General features: G+C 62.1%; 20 protein-coding genes. 5 read left to right on the top strand and 15 right to left on the bottom strand.

The features are described 5' to 3' along the window. Positions 1 to 72: 72 nt before the first annotated feature. From JN524_RS03695 to JN524_RS03675, 5 genes are all read right to left on the bottom strand, one after another. The gene (locus JN524_RS03695) at positions 73 to 1536 is read right to left on the bottom strand and encodes a GDL motif peptide-associated radical SAM/SPASM maturase (protein ID WP_202368518.1); all 1464 of its coding nucleotides are present in this window, start codon (positions 1534 to 1536) and stop codon (positions 73 to 75) included. Between the two features lie 102 nt (positions 1537 to 1638). Then, positions 1639 to 2217 carry a DUF1842 domain-containing protein gene (locus JN524_RS03690; RefSeq protein ID WP_202368517.1) on the bottom strand — a complete coding sequence of 193 codons (579 nt, stop codon included), beginning with the start codon at positions 2215 to 2217 and terminating at the stop codon, positions 1639 to 1641. Between the two features lie 41 nt (positions 2218 to 2258). Next, positions 2259 to 2876, bottom strand: coding sequence for a DUF1842 domain-containing protein (locus JN524_RS03685; RefSeq protein ID WP_202368516.1), 618 nt, complete (start codon positions 2874 to 2876; stop codon positions 2259 to 2261). Between the two features lie 34 nt (positions 2877 to 2910). Continuing rightward, entirely contained in the window at positions 2911 to 3096 is a 186-nt protein-coding gene (locus tag JN524_RS03680; RefSeq protein WP_007969208.1) for a DUF1843 domain-containing protein, read from the bottom strand. 693 nt (positions 3097 to 3789) lie between these two features. After that, on the bottom strand, positions 3790 to 4020 hold the full coding sequence (locus JN524_RS03675; protein ID WP_027613005.1) for a hypothetical protein: 231 nt from the start codon (positions 4018 to 4020) through the stop codon (positions 3790 to 3792). Positions 4021 to 4060: 40 nt separating this feature from the next. On the opposite strand from JN524_RS03675, the gene JN524_RS03670 reads away from it, so the two are divergent. Continuing rightward, complete coding sequence (locus JN524_RS03670; protein WP_202368515.1) at positions 4061 to 4429, top strand: lysozyme inhibitor LprI family protein; 369 nt, start codon at positions 4061 to 4063, stop codon at positions 4427 to 4429. 74 nt (positions 4430 to 4503) lie between these two features. Next, a complete protein-coding gene (locus JN524_RS03665) occupies positions 4504 to 4800 on the top strand; it encodes a DUF7660 family protein (RefSeq protein WP_202368514.1) in 297 nt (98 codons plus the stop codon). 16 nt (positions 4801 to 4816) lie between these two features. Here the strand turns inward: JN524_RS03665 and JN524_RS03660 are convergent, their stop codons facing one another. The 6 genes from JN524_RS03660 to JN524_RS03635 form a co-directional block, all read right to left on the bottom strand. Beyond that, entirely contained in the window at positions 4817 to 5134 is a 318-nt protein-coding gene (locus JN524_RS03660) for a DUF6966 domain-containing protein (RefSeq protein WP_202368513.1), read from the bottom strand. A 60-nt stretch (positions 5135 to 5194) separates the two neighbouring features. After that, positions 5195 to 7324 carry a TonB-dependent receptor family protein gene (locus JN524_RS03655; RefSeq protein ID WP_202368512.1) on the bottom strand — a complete coding sequence of 710 codons (2130 nt, stop codon included), beginning with the start codon at positions 7322 to 7324 and terminating at the stop codon, positions 5195 to 5197. Between the two features lie 203 nt (positions 7325 to 7527). Beyond that, positions 7528 to 9072, bottom strand: coding sequence for a class I SAM-dependent methyltransferase (locus tag JN524_RS03650; protein WP_202368511.1), 1545 nt, complete (start codon positions 9070 to 9072; stop codon positions 7528 to 7530). A gap of 290 nt (positions 9073 to 9362) precedes the next feature. Next, on the bottom strand, positions 9363 to 9857 hold the full coding sequence (locus tag JN524_RS03645) for a PaaI family thioesterase (protein ID WP_202368510.1): 495 nt from the start codon (positions 9855 to 9857) through the stop codon (positions 9363 to 9365). A gap of 8 nt (positions 9858 to 9865) precedes the next feature. Next, on the bottom strand, positions 9866 to 11023 hold the full coding sequence (locus JN524_RS03640) for a GGDEF domain-containing protein (RefSeq protein ID WP_202368509.1): 1158 nt from the start codon (positions 11021 to 11023) through the stop codon (positions 9866 to 9868). A 103-nt stretch (positions 11024 to 11126) separates the two neighbouring features. Next, a complete protein-coding gene (locus JN524_RS03635) occupies positions 11127 to 11375 on the bottom strand; it encodes a hypothetical protein (RefSeq protein WP_027613011.1) in 249 nt (82 codons plus the stop codon). Between the two features lie 170 nt (positions 11376 to 11545). Here JN524_RS03635 and JN524_RS03630 point away from each other — a divergent pair, with 170 nt between their 5' ends. The 3 genes from JN524_RS03630 to JN524_RS03620 all read left to right on the top strand — a co-directional run bounded on the left by JN524_RS03630 (position 11546) and on the right by JN524_RS03620 (position 13790). Continuing rightward, entirely contained in the window at positions 11546 to 12190 is a 645-nt protein-coding gene (locus tag JN524_RS03630) for an ATPase (RefSeq protein WP_202368508.1), read from the top strand. Between the two features lie 86 nt (positions 12191 to 12276). Beyond that, positions 12277 to 12618: a hypothetical protein gene (locus JN524_RS03625; protein ID WP_202368507.1), complete on the top strand. Its 342-nt coding sequence runs from the start codon at positions 12277 to 12279 to the stop codon at positions 12616 to 12618. A 218-nt stretch (positions 12619 to 12836) separates the two neighbouring features. After that, entirely contained in the window at positions 12837 to 13790 is a 954-nt protein-coding gene (locus tag JN524_RS03620; protein WP_202368506.1) for a bifunctional helix-turn-helix transcriptional regulator/GNAT family N-acetyltransferase, read from the top strand. Between the two features lie 45 nt (positions 13791 to 13835). On the opposite strand, the gene JN524_RS03615 is transcribed toward JN524_RS03620, so the two are convergent. From JN524_RS03615 to JN524_RS03600, 4 genes are read right to left on the bottom strand one after another with little or no spacing between them, the layout of a single operon-like run. Continuing rightward, complete coding sequence (locus JN524_RS03615) at positions 13836 to 14840, bottom strand: XdhC family protein (RefSeq protein WP_202368505.1); 1005 nt, start codon at positions 14838 to 14840, stop codon at positions 13836 to 13838. Positions 14841 to 14851: 11 nt separating this feature from the next. Further along, on the bottom strand, positions 14852 to 16204 hold the full coding sequence (locus JN524_RS03610; protein ID WP_202368504.1) for a c-type cytochrome: 1353 nt from the start codon (positions 16202 to 16204) through the stop codon (positions 14852 to 14854). Positions 16205 to 16221: 17 nt separating this feature from the next. Continuing rightward, positions 16222 to 18474: a xanthine dehydrogenase family protein molybdopterin-binding subunit gene (locus tag JN524_RS03605; RefSeq protein WP_202368503.1), complete on the bottom strand. Its 2253-nt coding sequence runs from the start codon at positions 18472 to 18474 to the stop codon at positions 16222 to 16224. Continuing rightward, entirely contained in the window at positions 18474 to 18929 is a 456-nt protein-coding gene (locus JN524_RS03600) for a (2Fe-2S)-binding protein (protein WP_011333895.1), read from the bottom strand. The genes JN524_RS03605 and JN524_RS03600 overlap by 1 nt, the downstream gene beginning before the upstream one ends. Positions 18930 to 18946: the final 17 nt, after the last annotated feature.

Raw genomic sequence — 18946 nt, 5'->3', positions numbered from 1 at the left:
GGGGGAGAGTTGCCCCGGGCAGGAAAACCCGGGACAGAGTTGGAAAATATCGACTGCAGGGGCAGCAAGTGCTCAGTTCAGGTGACTGGGCGCGACGCCCAACAGCCCGGTCAGCGTGTTCATGATCGCCTGCTGCCGCGCGCGATTGGTCTGGTGTTCGGCTTCGGCGGCGGCGACATCGGCGTCGCAATGCGGACAGATCACCTCGTGCGGATAGATGTACTGCAAGCAACTGCGGCACAGGCTCAGTTGCGGGGCGATCCGGCCTTGTTCCGGCGATTGCTGGCCCTGATTGATCCACGCCAGTTTGATTACCTGACCGCTGTCACTGACGCTGCTGACTTTTTCGCCGGTGTCGATGCGTTCGGTGATCAGATCGAAACGGCCGACCGCAAATGATTTCTGCGCCGCGTCCTCGACCTTGACGATGCGCTCGCGCAGCCCGCGCTTGTGCAGCTCCAGGGTGCGGTAATGGCAGTAAGGGTTGTTGCCGGGTTTGCCGAGCAGCGAGTGCGAAGTCCAAGTGCAACCGCCGCGACAGACATCGTTGTAATAACAGCCACGGCAGTAACCCCACATGTCATCCACCGAGCGCAGGCGGCCAAAATGCATGCCTTCGCTGTAGTGCCAGATGTCATGCAGGCTCATGTTGCGCACGTTGCCGCCGGAGAAGCCGACGGTCGCCAGGGACGGGCAGCCCTTGACCGTGCCGTCGGCCTCCAGCGCCAGAACAGTCTGGCCGGCGGCGCAACCGGTCCAGTGCACGCGCTCGTCGCCGAAGCCGCGCCATAAATGCTCAAAAGGGCCGTAATAGCCGATGTTGTTACCGACGTTCATCAGCAGGCCACGGTCGACGCCTTCGCGATACAGCCGCGCAAGCAGCGGCATCACGTCCAGCAGTTGATAGGGTTGCAGCAGCAGTTCCGGATGGTCCACCGCGTTGCCCATGGCGACGGTGATCTGGATCTGCCAGTGGGTGGCGCCGAGTTCGATGATGGTGTCCATCAGCGCCGGCAAGTCCGGCAGGGTGGCCGCGCCGATCTGGGTGTTGACGCTCACCGCCAGCCCCGCAGCCTTGGCCCGGCGCAAGGTGTCCACGGCCTTGTCGAACGAGCCGGGGACGTTGCGTACCGCGTCATGCAGCGGCGCGAGACCGTCGAGGGAAATGCCCACGCCATCGAGCCCGGCATCGACCGCCGCCTGCATCTTCGCCGGCGTCAGGTTACGCCCGCCGGTCTGGATCGCGCAGTACATGCCGTGGTCGTGAATGGCCTTGATCAGTTGTGTCCAGTCCTTGCGCAGATAGGCTTCGCCGCCGATCAGGGTGATCTCGCGGGTGCCAAGCGCGGCCAGTGAATCGATGACGTCCAGGCATTCACGGGTGTTGAGTTCGTCAGGCCGTCGATGCCCCGCGCGGGAGCCGCAATGCAGGCATTTCAAGTCGCAGGCCAGGGTGATCTCCCAGACCACATGCACCGGCACGTAGCGTTTGAGATCGGTGTCGCTGAGATAACGGGCAGGGCGCACGTCTGACATGGGAAATCCTTGCGCACAATCCGGTGCGCGCGACGAAGGGATTGACCGCAGTTGAACAAGCCCCGGGCGAGATCCTTTGCAATCGCGCCCGGGGTCTGTCGGTTAGCGCGTTTCCAGACGCGCAATTTCCGCTTTCAGATGCTCAAGGGCACTGCGCAAGGCGCTCTCGTGCGCCACCTGTTGCTCGGCCTGTTGCACCACGGTTTTGAGTTGCGCCAGATCGCCGCCGGTCTGCGCCTGCTGCACGGCCACGGCGTACAGTGGCTGCGGATGCGGCGTGGGGTGTGGTTGCTCGCTGGGCGCCTGATGCACCGCGACGTGCTTCACCTCGTGCCACTGGCCCTTTTCTTCATAGCGATAATCGACAAAACCGCTGGCCCAGTCGCCGCCCAGAATGCCTCTGAGGTGGAAGGTCTGCGCGATCTGGCTGAGCGGGCCGCTCGGACCACCGTCAAGGGTGAGAATGATGTGGTTCTCGACGTTTGCAGTCAGTTTGGTTTCGGAAAAACTGCCCCAGACCTGAGTCCGGAAATTGACCGTCGGCCAGGTGGCCTGAAACACGCTGGCAATCCCGCTGACACGTTTGTTCACGGTATCGACCAGCAGATCAAGGTTCAGAACCGGGGCGCCGGGCAATGCATTGCTGATGCTGAGACGGGTGTGAAAAAGTCCAATCGACATGGTGCTACTCCCTAAGTGAATGGCGGATCAAGTGGCCTGACTCAGTGGCTCTGCAGCCGACTGACCTCTTTCTTCGCGGCGTCCAGTGCGTCGCGCAATTTCGGCAGTTGCTCCAGTTGCTGTTCGGCGAGCCTGGCCAGGTTCTTCATCTGTGCCAGGTCACCGCTGGCGATGGCGCTCTGAATCGGCGCGGCATACAGCGGCAGGATCGGTGGGTGCGGGTTGATTACCGGGCCGGGATTGAACGGTGAGGGTATCGATTCCACCAGATGCGCCGGGGCGTTGTTGACCTCATGCCAGCGTTGACCATCGAAGTAGCGATAGTTGGCGACACCTTCACGCCAGTCGGTGCCCACCACCAGACGCACATCGAAATTGATGATGGAGTTGGCGCCTGGGCCGCCGTGATTGCCTTGGGCGGTCACGAGGATTTTGCTGACGCCGGGGGACATCACGGTGAGGTAGGTATACTCGCCCCAGACGTCGGAATGCACGCCGAGTGGCGGATTGGTCGCCTGGGTGATCGCGGCGGTGCCGCTGACTTTCGTATCGGGTGTCGAGACTAGCAGATGCAGGGCCAGCGACTGCGCACCGGACGCGCCGGTGCCGATGCGATAGCTCACCGGGAACAGGCCGACATTTTCAGTAGAACCGGACATGTTGTTTGCCTCCATTGCAATGTGATTGATGGCTTCAGGACTTTTCGTGCCTGGAAACTTCCCTGGCCAGTTTTTCGTACGCGTCTTTCAGGTCTTGCGCTTCAGGCTTGCTGGTGTCGCGTTGCTGCAACAGCGTTTTCATGTGCTGCACATCGCCTTGCTTGATCGCACTTTGAATGGCGACCCCGTAAGGCGGGATGCTGGCCGTTGAACGGGACATAGCGAGGTTTCCTCATCGGTGCTGCAAAACCGCCCCTGACGAAAAAGGGGCGCCGTACCTGACAGCCAGGCAGCCGCGACCTGCAAGAACAGCGGCAGGCGCTGTTCTCCACGAGCGGGTTACCTGGTCCGTCGGGATCTGATCGAGTGCGGGTTTCAGTGCGCGCAGCGCAGACGTCATTACGCCCGGGCCGGCGCCGGCGTTCTCAGCCGAATCCGCCGGGCGGGATTTCGGGAGCGCCGGGTGTGGCCTGCCTGAGTGGCAGATGCAGAGAATTGACCGGTACGTTGTTCATCTTTCTGTCCTTGATAGAACACAACGAAACGCAGGGATCAGTGACGCGCTCGGCAAGAGCGCAGGAGAACTGCAAGCACAAAAACCATCCCTGATTGCTTTTCCAGTGCCGCTACGGGCGAGTGCCGATTCGACATTCGCTGGGTGGCTGGCATATCGCCAGCGATGCAACCCTAGATGCGAATTTGCGGCCTTGCCAGAGAAAGCGCCGAACGGTCGTGGGCGGGAGATTGACGGCTCGCGGGACGTATCCGCTCAAGGGCTGCAAACCGTTGAGCGGACGAAGGTATTTCCAAGGGCAGAAAGGGCCAAGGCCAGCGCAGAGCGGGATGGATTGATTGGCAATAAGCAATCCTTCCGCCCGGCATATCTCGTCAGCGCTGCCCTGTGGCTGGCGAGTCAATTGCCGTCGGCGACCTTGCGTTCGATCGCATCGGTCTTGCGCTTGAGTTCCTCGGCCTCCTGTTCTTTGGTGCGGATCGAGGTCGGCGTCAGCACCTCGTCCACAGCTTTGGTATCGTCGTCGCTGTCCTGCAGATCCCGGCGAACCACATCCACCGGTTTGCCGGCAGCGTCGAGCGGAGGCGCGTTATGAGGGGTTGCGGGCTTGCGGTCGTCAGTGTTTTTCATTTTCATACCTCCATTGGCTTACAACGTTGGATACGACGACATGACACGAGTTCGAGAAATTTCACGGTTAACCGCTGCCGCCCTCGGCTGGGCACTACTGATTGCTGCACAGACGGTTCAGGCGGCCAGTTTTGACTGCGCCAAGGCCCGGGCGGCGGACGAAAAGGCCGTCTGCGCCAACCGCACGCTGAACGATCTGGACGTCACCATGGGCGAGCTGTTCAGCCTCGATAAACGCCTGCTGCCGATGGGCGGGCGCGATGCTCTGATCGGCGAACAACAGGCCTTTTTGAAAAGCCGCAAGGCCTGTGGTGCGAAGGTCGGGTGTCTGACTGATCTGTATCAGAAGCGGGTCGTTGCGCTGCGCAGCATCATCGAGACGCGAGTGATGACGCAGGGGCCGTTTTGACGGACGGGTTGACCCTCTGGTCGATGCATAGCAGCATCCCGGGCAAACCCATTCACCAACAGGAATTTGCCACGATGTCTGCGCCTGATGATCTTGATGAGTTGCTGGAACGCGTGAACGACGAGCAATCGTTCATTACGTTTATTCAGGCACTGGGTGCCGATTTCGCCCGTGAGCAGACGATGAACGAACCGCTGTCCCCCTATGGGCGGGGCGCCTTGGGTTGGGAAAATGGATCTGTGGATGCGTTTCTCGAAGCCGCAGGTGCCTGGGCGATTGACAGTTCCAGGCAGGTGGCGGCGGAAGTCGCTTCAGCCAACGTATGGCAGCGCTGTGCGAGCATTTTGCTGGCCGGCAAGTTTTATGAGTGAGAGGGGCGAGGGAATGTCAGTTTTGCGAGTCCCTGATTGCCTTGGCCAGTTGTGCTGCCTCGGCACGCAACGTGTCGAATTGTTCGTTCAACTCGATGTAGCCGGGTTTCCAGGCAAATACCCCATCGACGCGACTTTGCCCTAAAACCACATCATTGAACGAGCCCATACCACCGTAGGCCGATAACAAGTAGGTGATCCCGGAATAATCAGAGGCAAGAAGACGCGCTCTTGTGTTGCGCATCCACTGGCTCCAGTGCATGTCTCCATCGTATTCAATTACCTCGATCAATTGATCAAGAACAATGAGCAGCTTTTGCGTCTTCGGTCCCATTTCCTGATACCTCCTGTTTGATCGCGCTGGCTTTCAACGGATGACCGAATCGGTAAACCCTTAAAGCAGACTCCACGACACCCCGACATAAACCCCGAACCCTTCACCCGGCGTAGAACGCGCCGCATCCAGACCCTTGTCGTCATACCCCGGCGTGACCGTCGCGGCGTAGCGCTTGTTGGTCAGGTTGCGCAGGTCGAGCCAGGTTTGCCAGTCGTTTTTCGGCGCGTTGTAGCCGACGGTGGCGCCGAACAGTGCGTAGGGATCGGCGTAGTAGCTGTTGGCGTAATCCACCGCGACCTTGGACACCAGTTGCGTGTTGACCGCCGCGAAGAAGCCTTGTGGCCAGTCGTGGCGCAGTTCGCCCTGGTAGTAGTGCATTGGCAGGCCGGGCAGGCGGTTGTCGCCGAAACGCTGGTCGTCGCGGTAGTGGAAATCGCTGAAGGTGTAGGCCTGGCGCAGGCTCAATTTACGTCCGTCGGCGGCCGACCACAGCGTGCTTTGCAGACTGGCTTCCACGCCTTGGTGCACGGTGGGGCTGGCGTTGAGTTCGTACGGGGTGACGGCGTTGGCGTCCGGCAGTACCGACAGCAATTCGTGGCGCACCTGGGCGTAGTACCACGCCAGGCTCCACTGGCCGAGCGCGCTGTCGCCGCGACCGCCGAGTTCGAGGGTGGTCGCGGTCTGGTTCTGCAGTTTGATCGGGTCGCTCTGAGTGCCGGTCGCTGCACCGTTGCCGGCCGGGAAGCGGATGTTCGAGCTGTAGATCAGCGACCACGGGTGCGGTGCCTCGACTGAACGGCTGAGGTTGCCGAACAGTTGCAGGTCCGGCGTGACCTGATAGCGCAGGCCCAGACGCGGCGCGTAATCCCAGTCGTTCAGGCTGGTCTTGCCGCCGCTTTGCGGATAGGTGACGGCGCTTTCGCGGCGGGTGTAGATGGCGGCGAGACCGGTGGTCAGCCACAGGTCGTCGGCGATTTCCAGGTCGTTGCCCACGTGCAGAACGGTGTCCGAACCCTGATAGGTGAAGTTGCGCATGCGGGTGCCCGGCGCATACGCGGCGGTGTTGCCGGACGGGATGCGCACGAATTCACTGGCGCCGTCGTTGGGCAAATGTTTGGTGGTGCGCAGGCCGATGGTGCTGCGGCTTTCCATGCCGAACACGGTGTCGCGGCGCTTGTAGTCGAAGGTGCCGCTGACGTCGGTGTAGGCCACTTTCAGACGGTTCGGGCCTTCGCGCAGGTCCATCGGGTAGTCGTGATAGACCAGGCCGGTCTGGATGCTCGAATCGTCGTCGATGTAGTAGGTGGTCTTGTTGCCGATGAAGGTGCTGCCCGGTTGTTTGCGGCTGTCATCGCGCGCCACGTAGGCAGGGTTGGCCGCCCGTGGAGTGTGCTCGATCGAGTGCTTGGTCACGCGGCCGGCGAGGTCGTTGTCGGTCTCGCGATAGCGGATATAGAAGCGGGTTTCCAGGTTCGGATTGAAGCGATAGCCGAAGTTGGCGATCACGCCTTTGCTCTCGCTGGCGGTGTGATCCTGATAGCCGTCGGCGTTCGAGTCGGTCAGCGACACGTAGTAATCGAAGTCGCCCAGCACTTGTCCGGAGCTGACTTGCCGCTGCTGATAACCATGGCTGCCGGTGGCATAGCGCACCTGCAGTTTCGGCGCGTCGTAACCGGTATGGCTGACGTAATCGACGGCGCCGCCCAGCGCCAGGGCGCCGCGATCAAAGCCGTTGGCGCCGCGCAGCACCTCCACATGGTCAAGCCACAGCGGTTCGAGCAATTCGTAGGGCGTGCCGCCGGGGCCGGTCAGCGGCAGGCCGTCGAGCATCGTGTACAACCCCGAGGCATGCGCGCCCGGTGCGCGGTTGATTCCCGAACCACGGATCGAGATTTTCACCCCTTCATTACCCGCCGATTGCGCGTAGACCCCCGGCTGATAGGCCAGGACGTCCTGATTGCTCGCCACTCGGCCCTGCAACGGCTGGCGCATGTCGACCACGTTGCTGCCGCCGGGCACTTGCGCCAGACGCGCTTCGGCCTCGGCGACGGAGGCATCGGCGCCGCTTTGTTCTTCAGCCGAAATCAGCACCTGTCCCAACTCCATGCTTTTGGGTTCCTCGGCCATGACCGGGCAGGCGAGGGCCAGGCCCAGCAGGGCAGAGGGCAGGGATTTAGGCGACGGCATCGAAGAAACTCCAGGCAGACAGGAACGGGCAATGAACAGTGCGACGCAAGAAAGAACGACGGAAACACATGGCAATTTTGCTTTTTTAACGGGGCGCTGCGTGGCAGGTGGGGGCAGGATGGCTCAGGAGGCGGCAGTCAGGGCCATACACGCAGACGACTGGCCGCGCTCTATCGCGGCCAGTCGTCCGGCGTATATCAGGATCAAGCAATCTTCAGCGCCATAAGGATGTCCAGCGGTGTCTGGGCAAATGCCAGGGCCCGTTCGATCATCTCGGCAAGGTTTTCTTCAGCCGTGAGCAGCGGCTGGTCACCCTTGTGCAGCACTTCGCCCTGCTCACCGATGACGGCCCACGCCAACTGCGCCCAGTCTTGCGGGTCGGTCATGCCTTGCTTGATCGAAATCAGGAACAGCTGCTGCACGCGGCTGATCGGCACGCCACCGCCGGTGACCGGGCTGGCCAGCACCTGAATGTTGCTGTTGAACAGGGCGCGCTTGCACAGTTGCAGGTTGAGGGTGTCGCAACGTTCCTGCACCTGCCTTTCGGCGGATTCACTCTGGCACGGGGCGGCGACGCCCATACCGATCAGCACGGTGACAGCCTGCACCAGGTCGTCATAAGACACGGCGCCGACGGCTATCGACAACTGCTGCAAGGTTTTCGCTTCGTAGGCGTTGGCGGCGAGCGCTGCGAGCACCGGGCGGTAAATGTCCGCCTGTAAAGACGCCTCGCCCGCAGGGCCTGTGACCGTGCCGGGAATGCTTTCGATCGCTTGCAGCAGGACAAAACGGCTTCTCAGCAGGCCATCGCGTTGCTCGGCGGCAGACAGCCGATTGGCGCCGCGTACGTACAGATCCCGGCGGAAGTTCTGATTGATGAAGTAGTCGCGCGCCTGTTCGCGCATGATCGGGTGCTCGATACCTTCCAGAAAGTCCATGCCTTCTGCACTCAGATTCAGCGCAGCCACGGTGTCCAGCGGTACGGCCGTGGTGGCGTAGTCGAGTTTGGCTGCGGTCATGGCATCGACCACGTCGATGAAATACATGCAGTCCCAGTTGCGATTGAAATACTCATGGGCCACGTACTGACGGTTCTGGCCCTTGATGCTCTGCAACTGGGCACCGAGGGCCGGCGCCGCTCTGGCGTACTTCGGATTGGCCGCCAGCAGCGTTTCGGAAAACTCCATCGCGGCATCGATGCGTTTGGCCGGGCTGGTCGAGGCCTGGCTGGCAAAGCGATTGTGCAGGCTGAACAGATTGCGCAGTGGCGCCGAAGGCGACCAGCCCGGGAAGCAGTTGTAGCTCACGTACAACATGCCGCCGGGCTTGAGGTGGCGGCGGGCGAACTCGACGATCAATTGCTGATTGTCGCGGCTGACCCAGGACCAGATGCCATGCAGGCTGATGCTGTCGAACGCTGGCAGATCATCGCGGGCCAGTAGTTGCTCGAAGCTGTCGTCATACAGAAGGGCCTGGCTGTTCCAGTCGTTCGCCAGCGCCATGGCATGCGCGGCCTGGGACGGTGTGAAGTCGGTGCCAACGTAGTTGCCCGGGTTGGCGGCGGCGTGGATGTTGATCGAGACACCCTGGCCAAAGCCCAGCTCGCAGTGGTAGCCGCCGCTGCCTTCCAGGGTGGCAAAACCGCGCAACAACAAACAAAAACGCTGGAACACCGGGTTGATTTCCCGGCTGTACGAATAGGTGTAACCCTCGTCGGTGAAATACCCTTCGTTCCAGGCATTGCTCATGGGTGCATCCTTCAATTCGCGAGTGAGAGCCGCTCTTATAAGGGGTTGGCAATGTGCACCACAAGCGGAAAAACATGTAAGTGAATCTTACGATTGCCGAGGCGTTTAGACGTCTGTCTGCCATCGCTGCTGTGGGTCGCAAATCGGTCATGCAGTCTTTCGGGCCAGCGCCCGGGTTAATTCGAGCACCATGCCCTGTAGGAGCTGCCGCAGGCTGCGATCTTTTGACTTTAAAGATCAACATCAAAGGATCGCAGCCTGCGGCAGCTCCTACAGGGGCGCGTGTGGATTCAGCGACCGTGCGCCGCGTCCGCCAGTTGCCCGGTATCGACACGCACGAACACCGAATCGCCCACCGCCGTCAGCACTTCTCCGGCGTACACCTCGCAGATCACCCGCGTCTTGCGTCCGACGTCGCCTTCGACCCTGGCGCGCAAGGTCAGGGTGACGCCCATCGGTGTGGGTTTGATGAACTTGAGGCCGAGGTTGCCAGTGACGCAGTCGATACGCGGCAGGCTGCCTGGCTCGCGTTGTTCGGCGCGGTAGTGGTAAGCCATCGCGGTCCAGTTGGAGTGGCAGTCGACCAGCATCGCCAGCAACCCGCCGTACACCAGGTCCGGCCAGCCGCAGTATTTGGCGTCCGGCAGGTGTTCGGCCATGACGTGCACGCCGTCCTCGTGCCAGTAGCTTTTGACGTGCAGGCCATGGGGGTTGCGGCTGCCGCAGCCGTAGCAGACGCCTTCGGGGGCCGCGAGGTCTTGCAGAGGCGTTTCGGAACGGGTCATGGGTCTGGTCATCCTGAAGTGGTGAGTCCGGTCAGGCGCAGGCGGTTGCGGCCGCCGCGCTTGGATTCATACAGCGCGGCGTCGCCTTGTTCGATCAATGCCGCGAGGCTGGCCGGCGGCTGGTTGAACAGGGTGGCGCCGATGCTCAGCGTCACCGGCTCGGCGGTGGGAAATGTCTGGATCGCAATGCGCTGAAACTGATCGCGCAGGGCATCGCCCAGTCTGACGATGTGATCACTCGGCGCGTTGCTCAGCAAAATCACGAACTCGTCGCCGCCCAAACGGGCGGCCAGCGCCTCATCGGTGGTCTCGGCGCGGATCATTTCGCTCAACGCCACCAGCAAACGGTCGCCGGCGCTGTGGCCGTACTGATCGTTGACCGATTTGAAGTTGTCGATATCGATCAATAGCAAGGCGCCGGGATGCGCCGCAGACACGCCCCGCAGCAGGCCCGGCGCGCGCATGTCGAGGGCGCGGCGGTTGTAGAGCGCGGTCAGTGGATCGCGGGCGGCCAGTCGGGCGATCTGCTCCTCGCGCCGGTAGCGTTCGGTGCCGGTCATCGACAGTGCAATGAGCATGATCGCCATCGCGCCCTCGACCAGCGAGATCTGGATGATTACGCCACGGAACGCAGCCAGGTCGATCAGCGTGCCGGGGATCACCACGGTCAGCGCCTTGGCCACATAGAAGATGCCGTGACCGAGCAGCACATAGCGCAATTGCACCGCACCGACGCTTAGCGACTTGCCATGCGGGCGCAGCAGCAGGCTGGCCTTGAGCGTCGAGGCAGCGACCAGCAGCGAGTTAGCGGCGAGCATGACTTTCGACCATAGCGGCCCGTCCGGCAGCAACAGCATCACCAGCCAGCAGACGAAGACCAGGTACCAGGCGCGTGACAGGCGGATCTGCGTGAAGCGCGCCACCCCCAGCAGAAACAGAAAGTGCGCGGTCACCAGCAAGCCGTTGGCGAACCAGATGCCGATCAGCAAAAAGCCGTTGCTGCGCAGCAGAGCCAGAGTGGAACCGACGGTGATGGTGGCGAAACCGGCGCTCCAGAACAGCAGCGAAGGCTCACGAATGCTGCGCCACTCGACCGCCAGATACAGCGCGGCAGCGGCTGCGAGAGCGATCGAGATGGTCAGCATCGTTGGTGGGTCGAGCGGCATTTCCGGGGGAGCCTGTCAGAAGGTCGGTAAGGCCGCCGATTGTAAGCGTTCGGGGCCGTTTTGGCAGGCGCCGCATACGATCATCACCGACCGGCGTCCACGCTCATTCGTGAGGCGTGAGCCAGGTGTCGACGACCCGTCGATCCAGTTCTTCCCAGTACGCCATGCCCAGCACCCGGGTGGTGTTCAACCCGCGCAAATAGCCACGCAACTGATTGGCGGTATCGCGCTTGAGCTGCGCATCGGTGATGTCCTTGTCCAGCAACACGTTTTCGTACTGCACCAGGTATTCCGCCACCCGCTCGCGAAAGTCGGGCAGAACCGCGTCGCGGATCAGGTCAAAGGTTCTCAAATCGGCTTCCTCACTGTTGTTTTAGTCATTGGGGATGAGTGTGTACCCGTCTTTATCGTGCGCAACTATCGCTAGAAGTAATAGTGACCATCACGAAACGCAAGTTCAGCTTTGCATTCAATAGGCGGAAAATTGCCTTCATTGAAAACGCAGCTCAAGGAAATTGCGCGATGAAGACACTGACCCGACTGGCGCTGACCGCTCTGCTGATGAGCGGCATGGTAGCCACGGCACCGTCTTACGCCGACGACGCCTGTGCGTGTCATCTTCAGCCAATCGCCGGCAGCAGCGCGACTTTGCAGCATTCACAGACCGTGGGTGTGTTGTACAGCGAAAACACCCGGGAAAACCTGCAATACCTGACGCGTTACCACGACATGGCGCTGCACGGTGCCAAGGATGCACTGGATTCGCGAATCCGCGCAGCCTTTGTCAGCAGCTCCGACCCGGAACTGGCGATCGATTGGTTGCTCAGCTCGCTGCAACGCCAGTTCATGTCGGTGACCGTTTACGACAACCTCGATGCACTGATTCTGGCGCATCCGGACATCGTGGTGAAACTCGACACCTTCAACCGCTTGCTGACTCAGCAGAACAGCCTGTACGAGGCGCATTTCATCGCGCGTTTCTACGATGCCGACCTGCAGTACATCGGCAAAGCCGAGGGCTCGGTGGAGAAACAGATTTCGTCGGTCTGGGTACACGACAAAGCGGCGCACGAGATTGCCGCACAGATCGAGCAGCAACGTGACCTGCAACTCAATGCCTTGAAGCAGTTCGATGCCTCGCTCAAGGCGCTGGTGGCTTCCAGCTGAACACTCAAAACCAAAAGGGCAGCGGCGGCGCCGTGACGCTGAACCGCTGCCGGTTGAACCGGACTTTTATTTTCAGGATTACTCCGATGCGTACTTTTTTTGCCCCGACACTGGCTGTTGTCTCCCTGCTGCTCGCCGGTTGCGCCTCCGCACCGAACGACCCGACGCTGACCTTGCAGACCAACAAGACTCCGGCGCAATACGCCGATTGCGTGGTGCCGAAGCTGCAGGGCAGTGCGCTGAACCCGACCGTCTCGCAGACCCAGCGCAGCTACCGGATCGTGGTGCCGAGCAAGGTGTCGGCAGACAACGTGCTGGAAGCCTACAAGGCCGGCAGCGGCGGCAAAGTGTTCATCTACGAGCGTCACTTGCTGGCTTCGAACTTCCTGCCTTCCAGTTTTGAACGCGCCGCCCAGGACTGCATCTGACCCGGCCGCGCAAACCGTTCTGACCGAGCTCCTTTGGTTGGCCGCAACCAGCCAATACTTTGCCCCGCACCTCATTCGGTTGCGGGGCTTTTTTTTGCCTGACATTTGCTGCTGTGGCGACGTCGGCAATCGAACGCCTGCCCGGCGTCGTCGGCTTCTTGCACCGTCATATTGAAATATGGTTGTATGGTACAACTAGATTTCAGCGGTGATGTGTCATGAGTATCCCTACAGCCTTGATCGAAGAAATCCGTACAGCGTCGCGCACGATGGTGCGTGAGTTCGGTTTCCTGCGCGCCACACTGGCGGCGACCGACTATTCCGCCTCCGGCGTGCACGCATTGCTGGAAATCGAAGCCGGGGACGGCGTCAGCGCTGCGCAACTGGCGCAAAGCCTTGGCCTGGAAAAATCCAGTGTCAGCCGCATGGTCGGCAAACTGATCAAGGCCGGGGAGATCGAGGAGCGTGCTGCCGAGGACGCCCGGGTCAAGCATCTGCACCTGACATCGCAGGGCCGGCAGACCGTCGCCGACATTCATGCCTATGGCCAGGCCCAAGTCAGCAAGGCACTGGACACGCTCAATCCGTCGCAACAACAGAGCGTGGCGCAGGGCCTGTCAACCTACGCGCATGCGCTCAAGACCATCCGTCTGGGCGCCGACCGGCCACTCACGCCGAACCTGCACATCAGCGCCGGCTATCGCCCCGGTCTGATCGGCCGCGTGGTGCAAATGCATGCGGATTATTATTCGCGGCATTCCGGTTTCGGCGCGATCTTTGAAAGCCGCGTCGCCCGTGAAACGGCGGAGTTTGTCGGGCGCCTCGATCAACCCTGCAACCAGATCTGGGTAGCCACGCTTGATGAGCGCATCGTCGGCTCGATCGCAATCGACGGCCAGGATCTGGGCAACAATCAGGCGCATTTGCGCTGGTTCATCCTCGACGACGGCTGCCGCGGCAGTGGCGTCGGCCGGCAACTGCTGAGCGCGGCAGTGGAGTTCTGCGATCAGCAGGGTTTTGATGCGATTCAGCTCTGGACCTTCAAAGGCCTCGACGCCGCGCGCCGACTGTACGAAGCGGCCGGGTTCGAATTGACGATGGAAGAGCAGGGCAGTCAGTGGGGTAGCGTGGTGACGGAACAGCAGTTCACCCGTGCAGCCGCCTCACGTTGAAGGTTGATTCAGCGTCATCACGTAGGCGCTGAACATGTCCGCCAGTCAGGCTTCCTGCGCCTTGGCTCTGGCAATCGAAAACGCCTTCGGCAAATTGGCGCCATTCTTCGCGGCCAGGATCTCGGCCATCACGCTGACAGCGATTTCCGCCGGTGTCTTGCTGCCAATGTAGATGCCGATCGGCCCGTGCAGCCGTTCGAGTGATGCCTCGGTCTCACCGAAATGCTCGATCAGACGTTCGCGGCGCAGTTGGCTGTTGCGTCGCGAACCGATGGCGCCGATGTAAAACGCCGGGCTGTGAAGGGCTTCGAGCAGCGCCAGATCGTCGAGTCGCGGATCATGGCTCAAGGCGACGATGCAGGTGCGCAGATCGACCGCGAAGTCGCGCACCACGTCATCGGGCATGCCGATGATCCGCTCCACACCGTTCACCGCCCAGGTTTCGATGTATTCGGCACGTGGGTCGCACACCGCGACCTTGAAGCCGTTGAACAGGGCCATGGTCGCCAGATACTCGGCCAGCGCGCCGGCGCCGATCATCAGCAGCCGATACCCCGGCCCGAGGGTATTGAGCATCCGGTGGCCGTCGAAACTGAATTGCTCAGGAGTTGCCGTGGTTTCCAGCGTGACGCGACCGCTATCCAGTGCCAGGCAGCGGCGCACCAGTTGCCCGGCATCCAGTTGCACCAGCAGTTCGTCCAGCACCTGCCATGAGGGATTGAACTCAAGAATCAGCTCAAGCGTGCCGCCACAGGGCAAACCGAAACGATGCGCTTCGTCGGCACTGACGCCGTAGCGCACCACCTCGGGCGCACTGTCCTTGAGGCCGCTGCCGCCATGCGCGGTGGTGTAGCGCTGGATCAGGTCGTCCTCGATGCAACCGCCGGACACGCTGCCCACCACGCGACCGTCGTTACGCAAGGCCATCATCGACCCTGTCGGGCGCGGCGAAGAGCCCCATGTGCGCGCCACCGTGGCGAGCAACACTTGCTCGCCGGCGGCGAGCCAGTCCCGCGCGGTGCGCAGGACCAGCAAGTCGATGCTTTCCATCAAACGTTCCTCTAACGCATTTGCAGGATGATCGGGCTGCTGCTGGCCGGATCCGTACGTTCACGCAGCTTGTTGACGGCCTGCGGTTCAATGGCACCGCCCTGATTGCCCCAGGTGCTGCGCATGAAGGTCAGCACTTCAGCGATCTGCTGATCCGACAACTGCTCGCGGAAGGCTGGCATGCGATAGGCGTCCGGTACTCCGGCGGCCACCACCCGTTGCGAACCGTTGAGGGTGATGTTGATCGCCGAGGCGCTTTCCTTGGCCAGTGCCGACGTGGCGCCGGCCAGCGGCGGCATCCATTCGGATTGGCCCTTGCCGTCCAAACCATGGCACGAAGCACAGCGCGTGACGTAGGTATGAGCACCGGGCGCGTCCAGACGTTCCGTCGCCGAAACCGCTTGGTACTGCCATGGCTGGCCGTCGCGCTGAGGATCCCCGGGCAATGACTTGAGATAACGGGCGATCGCGGTCAGATCGTCATCGCTCATGAACTGCGTCGAGTTGTTGAACGCCTCGGTCATTGAGCCGTAAACCACTGCATGTTTGTTACGCCCGGTCTTGAGGAACTGCACGATCTCCGGTTCGCTCCAGCGGCCCAGGCCGGTGTTGTGATCATCACGCAGACTTGGCGCGTACCAGCCATCGAGCAAGGCGCCGGCGAGGTACGGCGTGGCGGATTCATCCAGTGCCTTCTCGTTGAACGCCAGACCGCGCGGCGTGTGGCAACTGCCGCAGTGTCCTGCGCCTTGAACGAGATAAGCACCGCGATTCCACACTTCATCCTGCGACGGTTTGGCCACGTAAGGCTCGGTGTCGGCAAACACACCATTCCACAACGCAATCGGCCAGCGCAGGTTCAACGGGAAAGGAATCGCACTCGGGATATTCGCTTGCTTGACCGGTGCCACGCCTTTCATGAAGAACGCGTACAGCGCTCGCACATCGTCGTCACTGAGCTTGGCGTAGGACGGGTAGGGCATCGCCGGGTACAGACGACGGCTGTCGGGTGCCACGCCATGGCGCACCGCACGGTCGAAGTCCGCGAGGCTGTAATGGCCGATACCGGTTTCCGGCTCCGGGGTGATGTTGGTCGCGTGGATCGCGCCCAGTGGTGTGGCCATTTCCAGACCGCCAGCGAACGGCGCACCGCCCGGCACGCTGTGGCACGCCACGCAATCGCCGAGTCGGGCGACGTATTCGCCACGAGCGACCAGCGCCGGGTCGATATCGGCCACGGCGGTGTGGTTGTTTTCAAGGCGCGAGACAGGCTCGCGGGTGACATACCAGGCCAGCAGGCCTGCCGCGACCAGGCACGGCACTGCCAGCCAGCCAGCGGTTCTTGTGAATCGGCGGTTATTCATGGACGCTCCGGCGCTGATCAAGTGAAGGTGTGGCGGCTCATGGGCAGGCTGCGCACCCGTTGCCCGGTCAGCGTTGCCACCGCATTGGCGACGGCGGGCGCGACAGCGGGCAACGGTGGTTCGCCGATGCCGCCCATTTTTTCCCCGCTCTCGACAACACGCACGTGGACCCGGGCCATCCGCGCAGGCGGCAGGATCGGATACAGGTCGTAGTTGCGCGCGCGCGGTTTGCCATCAATCCACACGGCTTCCTCCACCAGGGTCTGCGACAGGCCCAGCGCCACCGCGCCATTGACCTGCGCCTCGACAATCGCCGGATTGACGATGCTGCCGGGGTCGATCGCCTGCCAGATGTCGTGCACCTTGACCTGACCGTTCTCGATGGAGACCTCGGCGATCACGGCGGTCTGGGTACCGAACGGCGACGCCATCGCCACGCCTCGCGCACGTTTGCTGCCGTCCGCCGCGGTGAACGGCCCACGCTTCCAGCCACCCGACAGCTCGCCCACTGCTTGCAGCAGCGTGGTCAGTCGTGGGTTGTCGCGCAGCAGATGCAGGCGCAATTCGAACGGGTCCTTGCCGCCCTTGTCAGCCAGTTCGTCAAGGAACGATTCGTAGAAGAAGTCGTTGAGCGAATTGCCCACCGAACGCCAGTAACCCAGCATCGCCGGGCCTTTGGCGTAGATCTGCGCGATGCGTTTGTTGGGGATTGCATAGGATTTACCCGACAACCCTTCAAGTGCCGTCGGGTCGAGTTTTTCACCCTGTTTGCCGGCCAGCGCCTCGGTCGGGCCTTCGGTGGCGCTGATCGCTTCAATTGCCAGCGGCCAGCCGTCATTGTCCAGCGCGGCGCGGAAATTCACCGCTGCCACCGGACGCAGCACGTCGCGAAGGAACTCTTCCTCGCGGCTCCAGATCAGTTTGACCGGGCGACCAACCGCTTTCGATAACTCGATCGCCTGCGGGTAGGGGCTGGCGGCGTCGTAAAGGAAATGCCGACCGAAGAAGCCCCCGAGCAATGGCGAATGCAAGGTGATGCGCGACGGATCCAGCCCGGTGCGTTTGGCGATGTCCGCTCGGAACATGTCTGGCGCCTGATTCGGCAGCCAGACTTCCAGCGAACCGTCGGGATTGAATCGGGCCAGCGCCGACGGCGGCTCCAACTGGCCGTGGTTCAGGTACTGGTTGTGGTAAGTGGCGTCAATCCGGGTCTTGGCGCTGGCCAGAACGGCAGCCACGTCGCCCTCATTTTCATCATCCCTGGCCGGGCCTTTGTCTTCAGCCAGGCGCTTGAGCCAGGCGTCGCTGGAAAAGTCCGCAGGCATCGAGCGTACTTTGCTGTCGGCCGTGGGTTCCTGCCAGTCGACCTGAATCGCTTCCACTGCACGTTTGGCGTGCCACCAGCGCTCGGCGACCACCGCTACGGCCCCCGGCAGGCGATGCACGGAATGCACGCCTTTCATTGCCTTGACCTGCTCTTCGTTGCGCAGGTTGCCCACGGTCATGCCCAAACGCGGGGCATGTTGAACGGCGGCGTGGAGCATGTCGTCGACCTTCAGGTCGATGCTGTAAAGCGCCTTGCCCGTGGACTTGTCGTAGGCATCGACGCGCTTCACCGGTTTGCCGATCCAGCGGAACTGGCTCGGATCACGCAGTTGCACCGAGGCCGGATCGGGAACCGGCAGATCCATGGCGTGCTCGGCCAGTTCGCCGTAGGCCAGCGAGCGGCCCGACCTGGCGTGCACAACTTTGCCGGGTTCGGTACTCAGTTCGCTCACCGGCACCCCCAGTTGCTGCGCACCGGCCTGCAGCAGCATGGCGCGGGCGAGGGCGCCGAGGCGGCGCATCACCGGGTAACTCATGCGCACCGACATGCTGCCGCCGGTGATGCGCATACCGTTTTCCATCACCACATAGGCTTCGCCGGGCGGCGCGGCTTCGACCAGGAACGTCGACGGGTCGGCATCCAGTTCTTCACCGACGATCTGCGCCATCGCGGTGAACGTACCTTGTCCGCCTTCCATGAACGGGCACAGCAGGCGCACGCGGTTGTCCGGGCGAATTTCCAGAAACGCCGGCACCTGCGTGCCGCGCTCGGCAGTCGCGGCCGCCACTGCCGCTTGCACGCGAGTCGCACCCAGCGGCAGGCCGAAACCGAGCACCAGTGCGCCGACGGCGGTGCCGGCCAGGAAACGTCTGCGCGACACGTTGATCGGCTCGTGCAGAGCCAGTGCTGATACTTCCTGAGCAGGATCGATACGCACGTTCATCAGGCATCTCCCTTGCCGGCCAGCTCATGCACGGCGGCATGAATGGCGTTGTACGTGCCGCAGCGGCACAGGTTGACCATCGCCGCCTCGATCTGCGCGTCACTCGGTTTGGGGTTTTGCTTGAGCAGCGCCGTGGCGGCCATCACCTGTCCGGACTGGCAGTAACCACACTGGGCGACCTGCAGATCGACCCAGGTCGAGACCACCCGTTTGCCCACTTCATCGGCCTCGATCGCCTCAATGGTGGTGACCTCGCGGCCGACCACGCCGGCCACCGGCGTGACGCACGAGCGCACCACGTTGCCGTCCACCAGCACGGAACAGGCGCCGCACTGCGCCAGTCCACAGCCGTACTTGGTGCCGGTCATGCCCAGATCATCGCGGATCACCCACAGCAGGGGCGTATCGGCGTCGGCATCGACCTGATAGGTTTTCTGGTTGATTCGTAGTTCCATGGTTCACCCGCTCGATC

This window comes from Pseudomonas sp. MWU318, from assembly GCF_016756945.1.
Classification (GTDB): domain Bacteria; phylum Pseudomonadota; class Gammaproteobacteria; order Pseudomonadales; family Pseudomonadaceae; genus Aquipseudomonas; species Aquipseudomonas putida_A.
Note: the sequence above shows the minus strand (reverse complement) of the source record. Positions and strands in the feature narration are given on the sequence as shown.

What these genes read in the sequence shown, in the direction of transcription:
- JN524_RS03695 (WP_202368518.1), bottom strand. Translation starts at nt 1,536, where the DNA reads ATGTCAGACGTGCGCCCTGCCCGTTATCTCAGCGACACCGATCTCAAA.
- JN524_RS03690 (WP_202368517.1), bottom strand. Translation starts at nt 2,217, where the DNA reads ATGTCGATTGGACTTTTTCACACCCGTCTCAGCATCAGCAATGCATTG.
- JN524_RS03685 (WP_202368516.1), bottom strand. Translation starts at nt 2,876, where the DNA reads ATGTCCGGTTCTACTGAAAATGTCGGCCTGTTCCCGGTGAGCTATCGC.
- JN524_RS03680 (WP_007969208.1), bottom strand. Translation starts at nt 3,096, where the DNA reads ATGTCCCGTTCAACGGCCAGCATCCCGCCTTACGGGGTCGCCATTCAA.
- JN524_RS03675 (WP_027613005.1), bottom strand. Translation starts at nt 4,020, where the DNA reads ATGAAAAACACTGACGACCGCAAGCCCGCAACCCCTCATAACGCGCCT.
- JN524_RS03670 (WP_202368515.1), top strand. Translation starts at nt 4,061, where the DNA reads ATGACACGAGTTCGAGAAATTTCACGGTTAACCGCTGCCGCCCTCGGC.
- JN524_RS03665 (WP_202368514.1), top strand. Translation starts at nt 4,504, where the DNA reads ATGTCTGCGCCTGATGATCTTGATGAGTTGCTGGAACGCGTGAACGAC.
- JN524_RS03660 (WP_202368513.1), bottom strand. Translation starts at nt 5,134, where the DNA reads ATGGGACCGAAGACGCAAAAGCTGCTCATTGTTCTTGATCAATTGATC.
- JN524_RS03655 (WP_202368512.1), bottom strand. Translation starts at nt 7,324, where the DNA reads ATGCCGTCGCCTAAATCCCTGCCCTCTGCCCTGCTGGGCCTGGCCCTC.
- JN524_RS03650 (WP_202368511.1), bottom strand. Translation starts at nt 9,072, where the DNA reads ATGAGCAATGCCTGGAACGAAGGGTATTTCACCGACGAGGGTTACACC.
- JN524_RS03645 (WP_202368510.1), bottom strand. Translation starts at nt 9,857, where the DNA reads ATGACCCGTTCCGAAACGCCTCTGCAAGACCTCGCGGCCCCCGAAGGC.
- JN524_RS03640 (WP_202368509.1), bottom strand. Translation starts at nt 11,023, where the DNA reads ATGCCGCTCGACCCACCAACGATGCTGACCATCTCGATCGCTCTCGCA.
- JN524_RS03630 (WP_202368508.1), top strand. Translation starts at nt 11,546, where the DNA reads ATGAAGACACTGACCCGACTGGCGCTGACCGCTCTGCTGATGAGCGGC.
- JN524_RS03625 (WP_202368507.1), top strand. Translation starts at nt 12,277, where the DNA reads ATGCGTACTTTTTTTGCCCCGACACTGGCTGTTGTCTCCCTGCTGCTC.
- JN524_RS03620 (WP_202368506.1), top strand. Translation starts at nt 12,837, where the DNA reads ATGAGTATCCCTACAGCCTTGATCGAAGAAATCCGTACAGCGTCGCGC.
- JN524_RS03615 (WP_202368505.1), bottom strand. Translation starts at nt 14,840, where the DNA reads ATGGAAAGCATCGACTTGCTGGTCCTGCGCACCGCGCGGGACTGGCTC.
- JN524_RS03610 (WP_202368504.1), bottom strand. Translation starts at nt 16,204, where the DNA reads ATGAATAACCGCCGATTCACAAGAACCGCTGGCTGGCTGGCAGTGCCG.
- JN524_RS03605 (WP_202368503.1), bottom strand. Translation starts at nt 18,474, where the DNA reads ATGAACGTGCGTATCGATCCTGCTCAGGAAGTATCAGCACTGGCTCTG.
- JN524_RS03600 (WP_011333895.1), bottom strand. Translation starts at nt 18,929, where the DNA reads ATGGAACTACGAATCAACCAGAAAACCTATCAGGTCGATGCCGACGCC.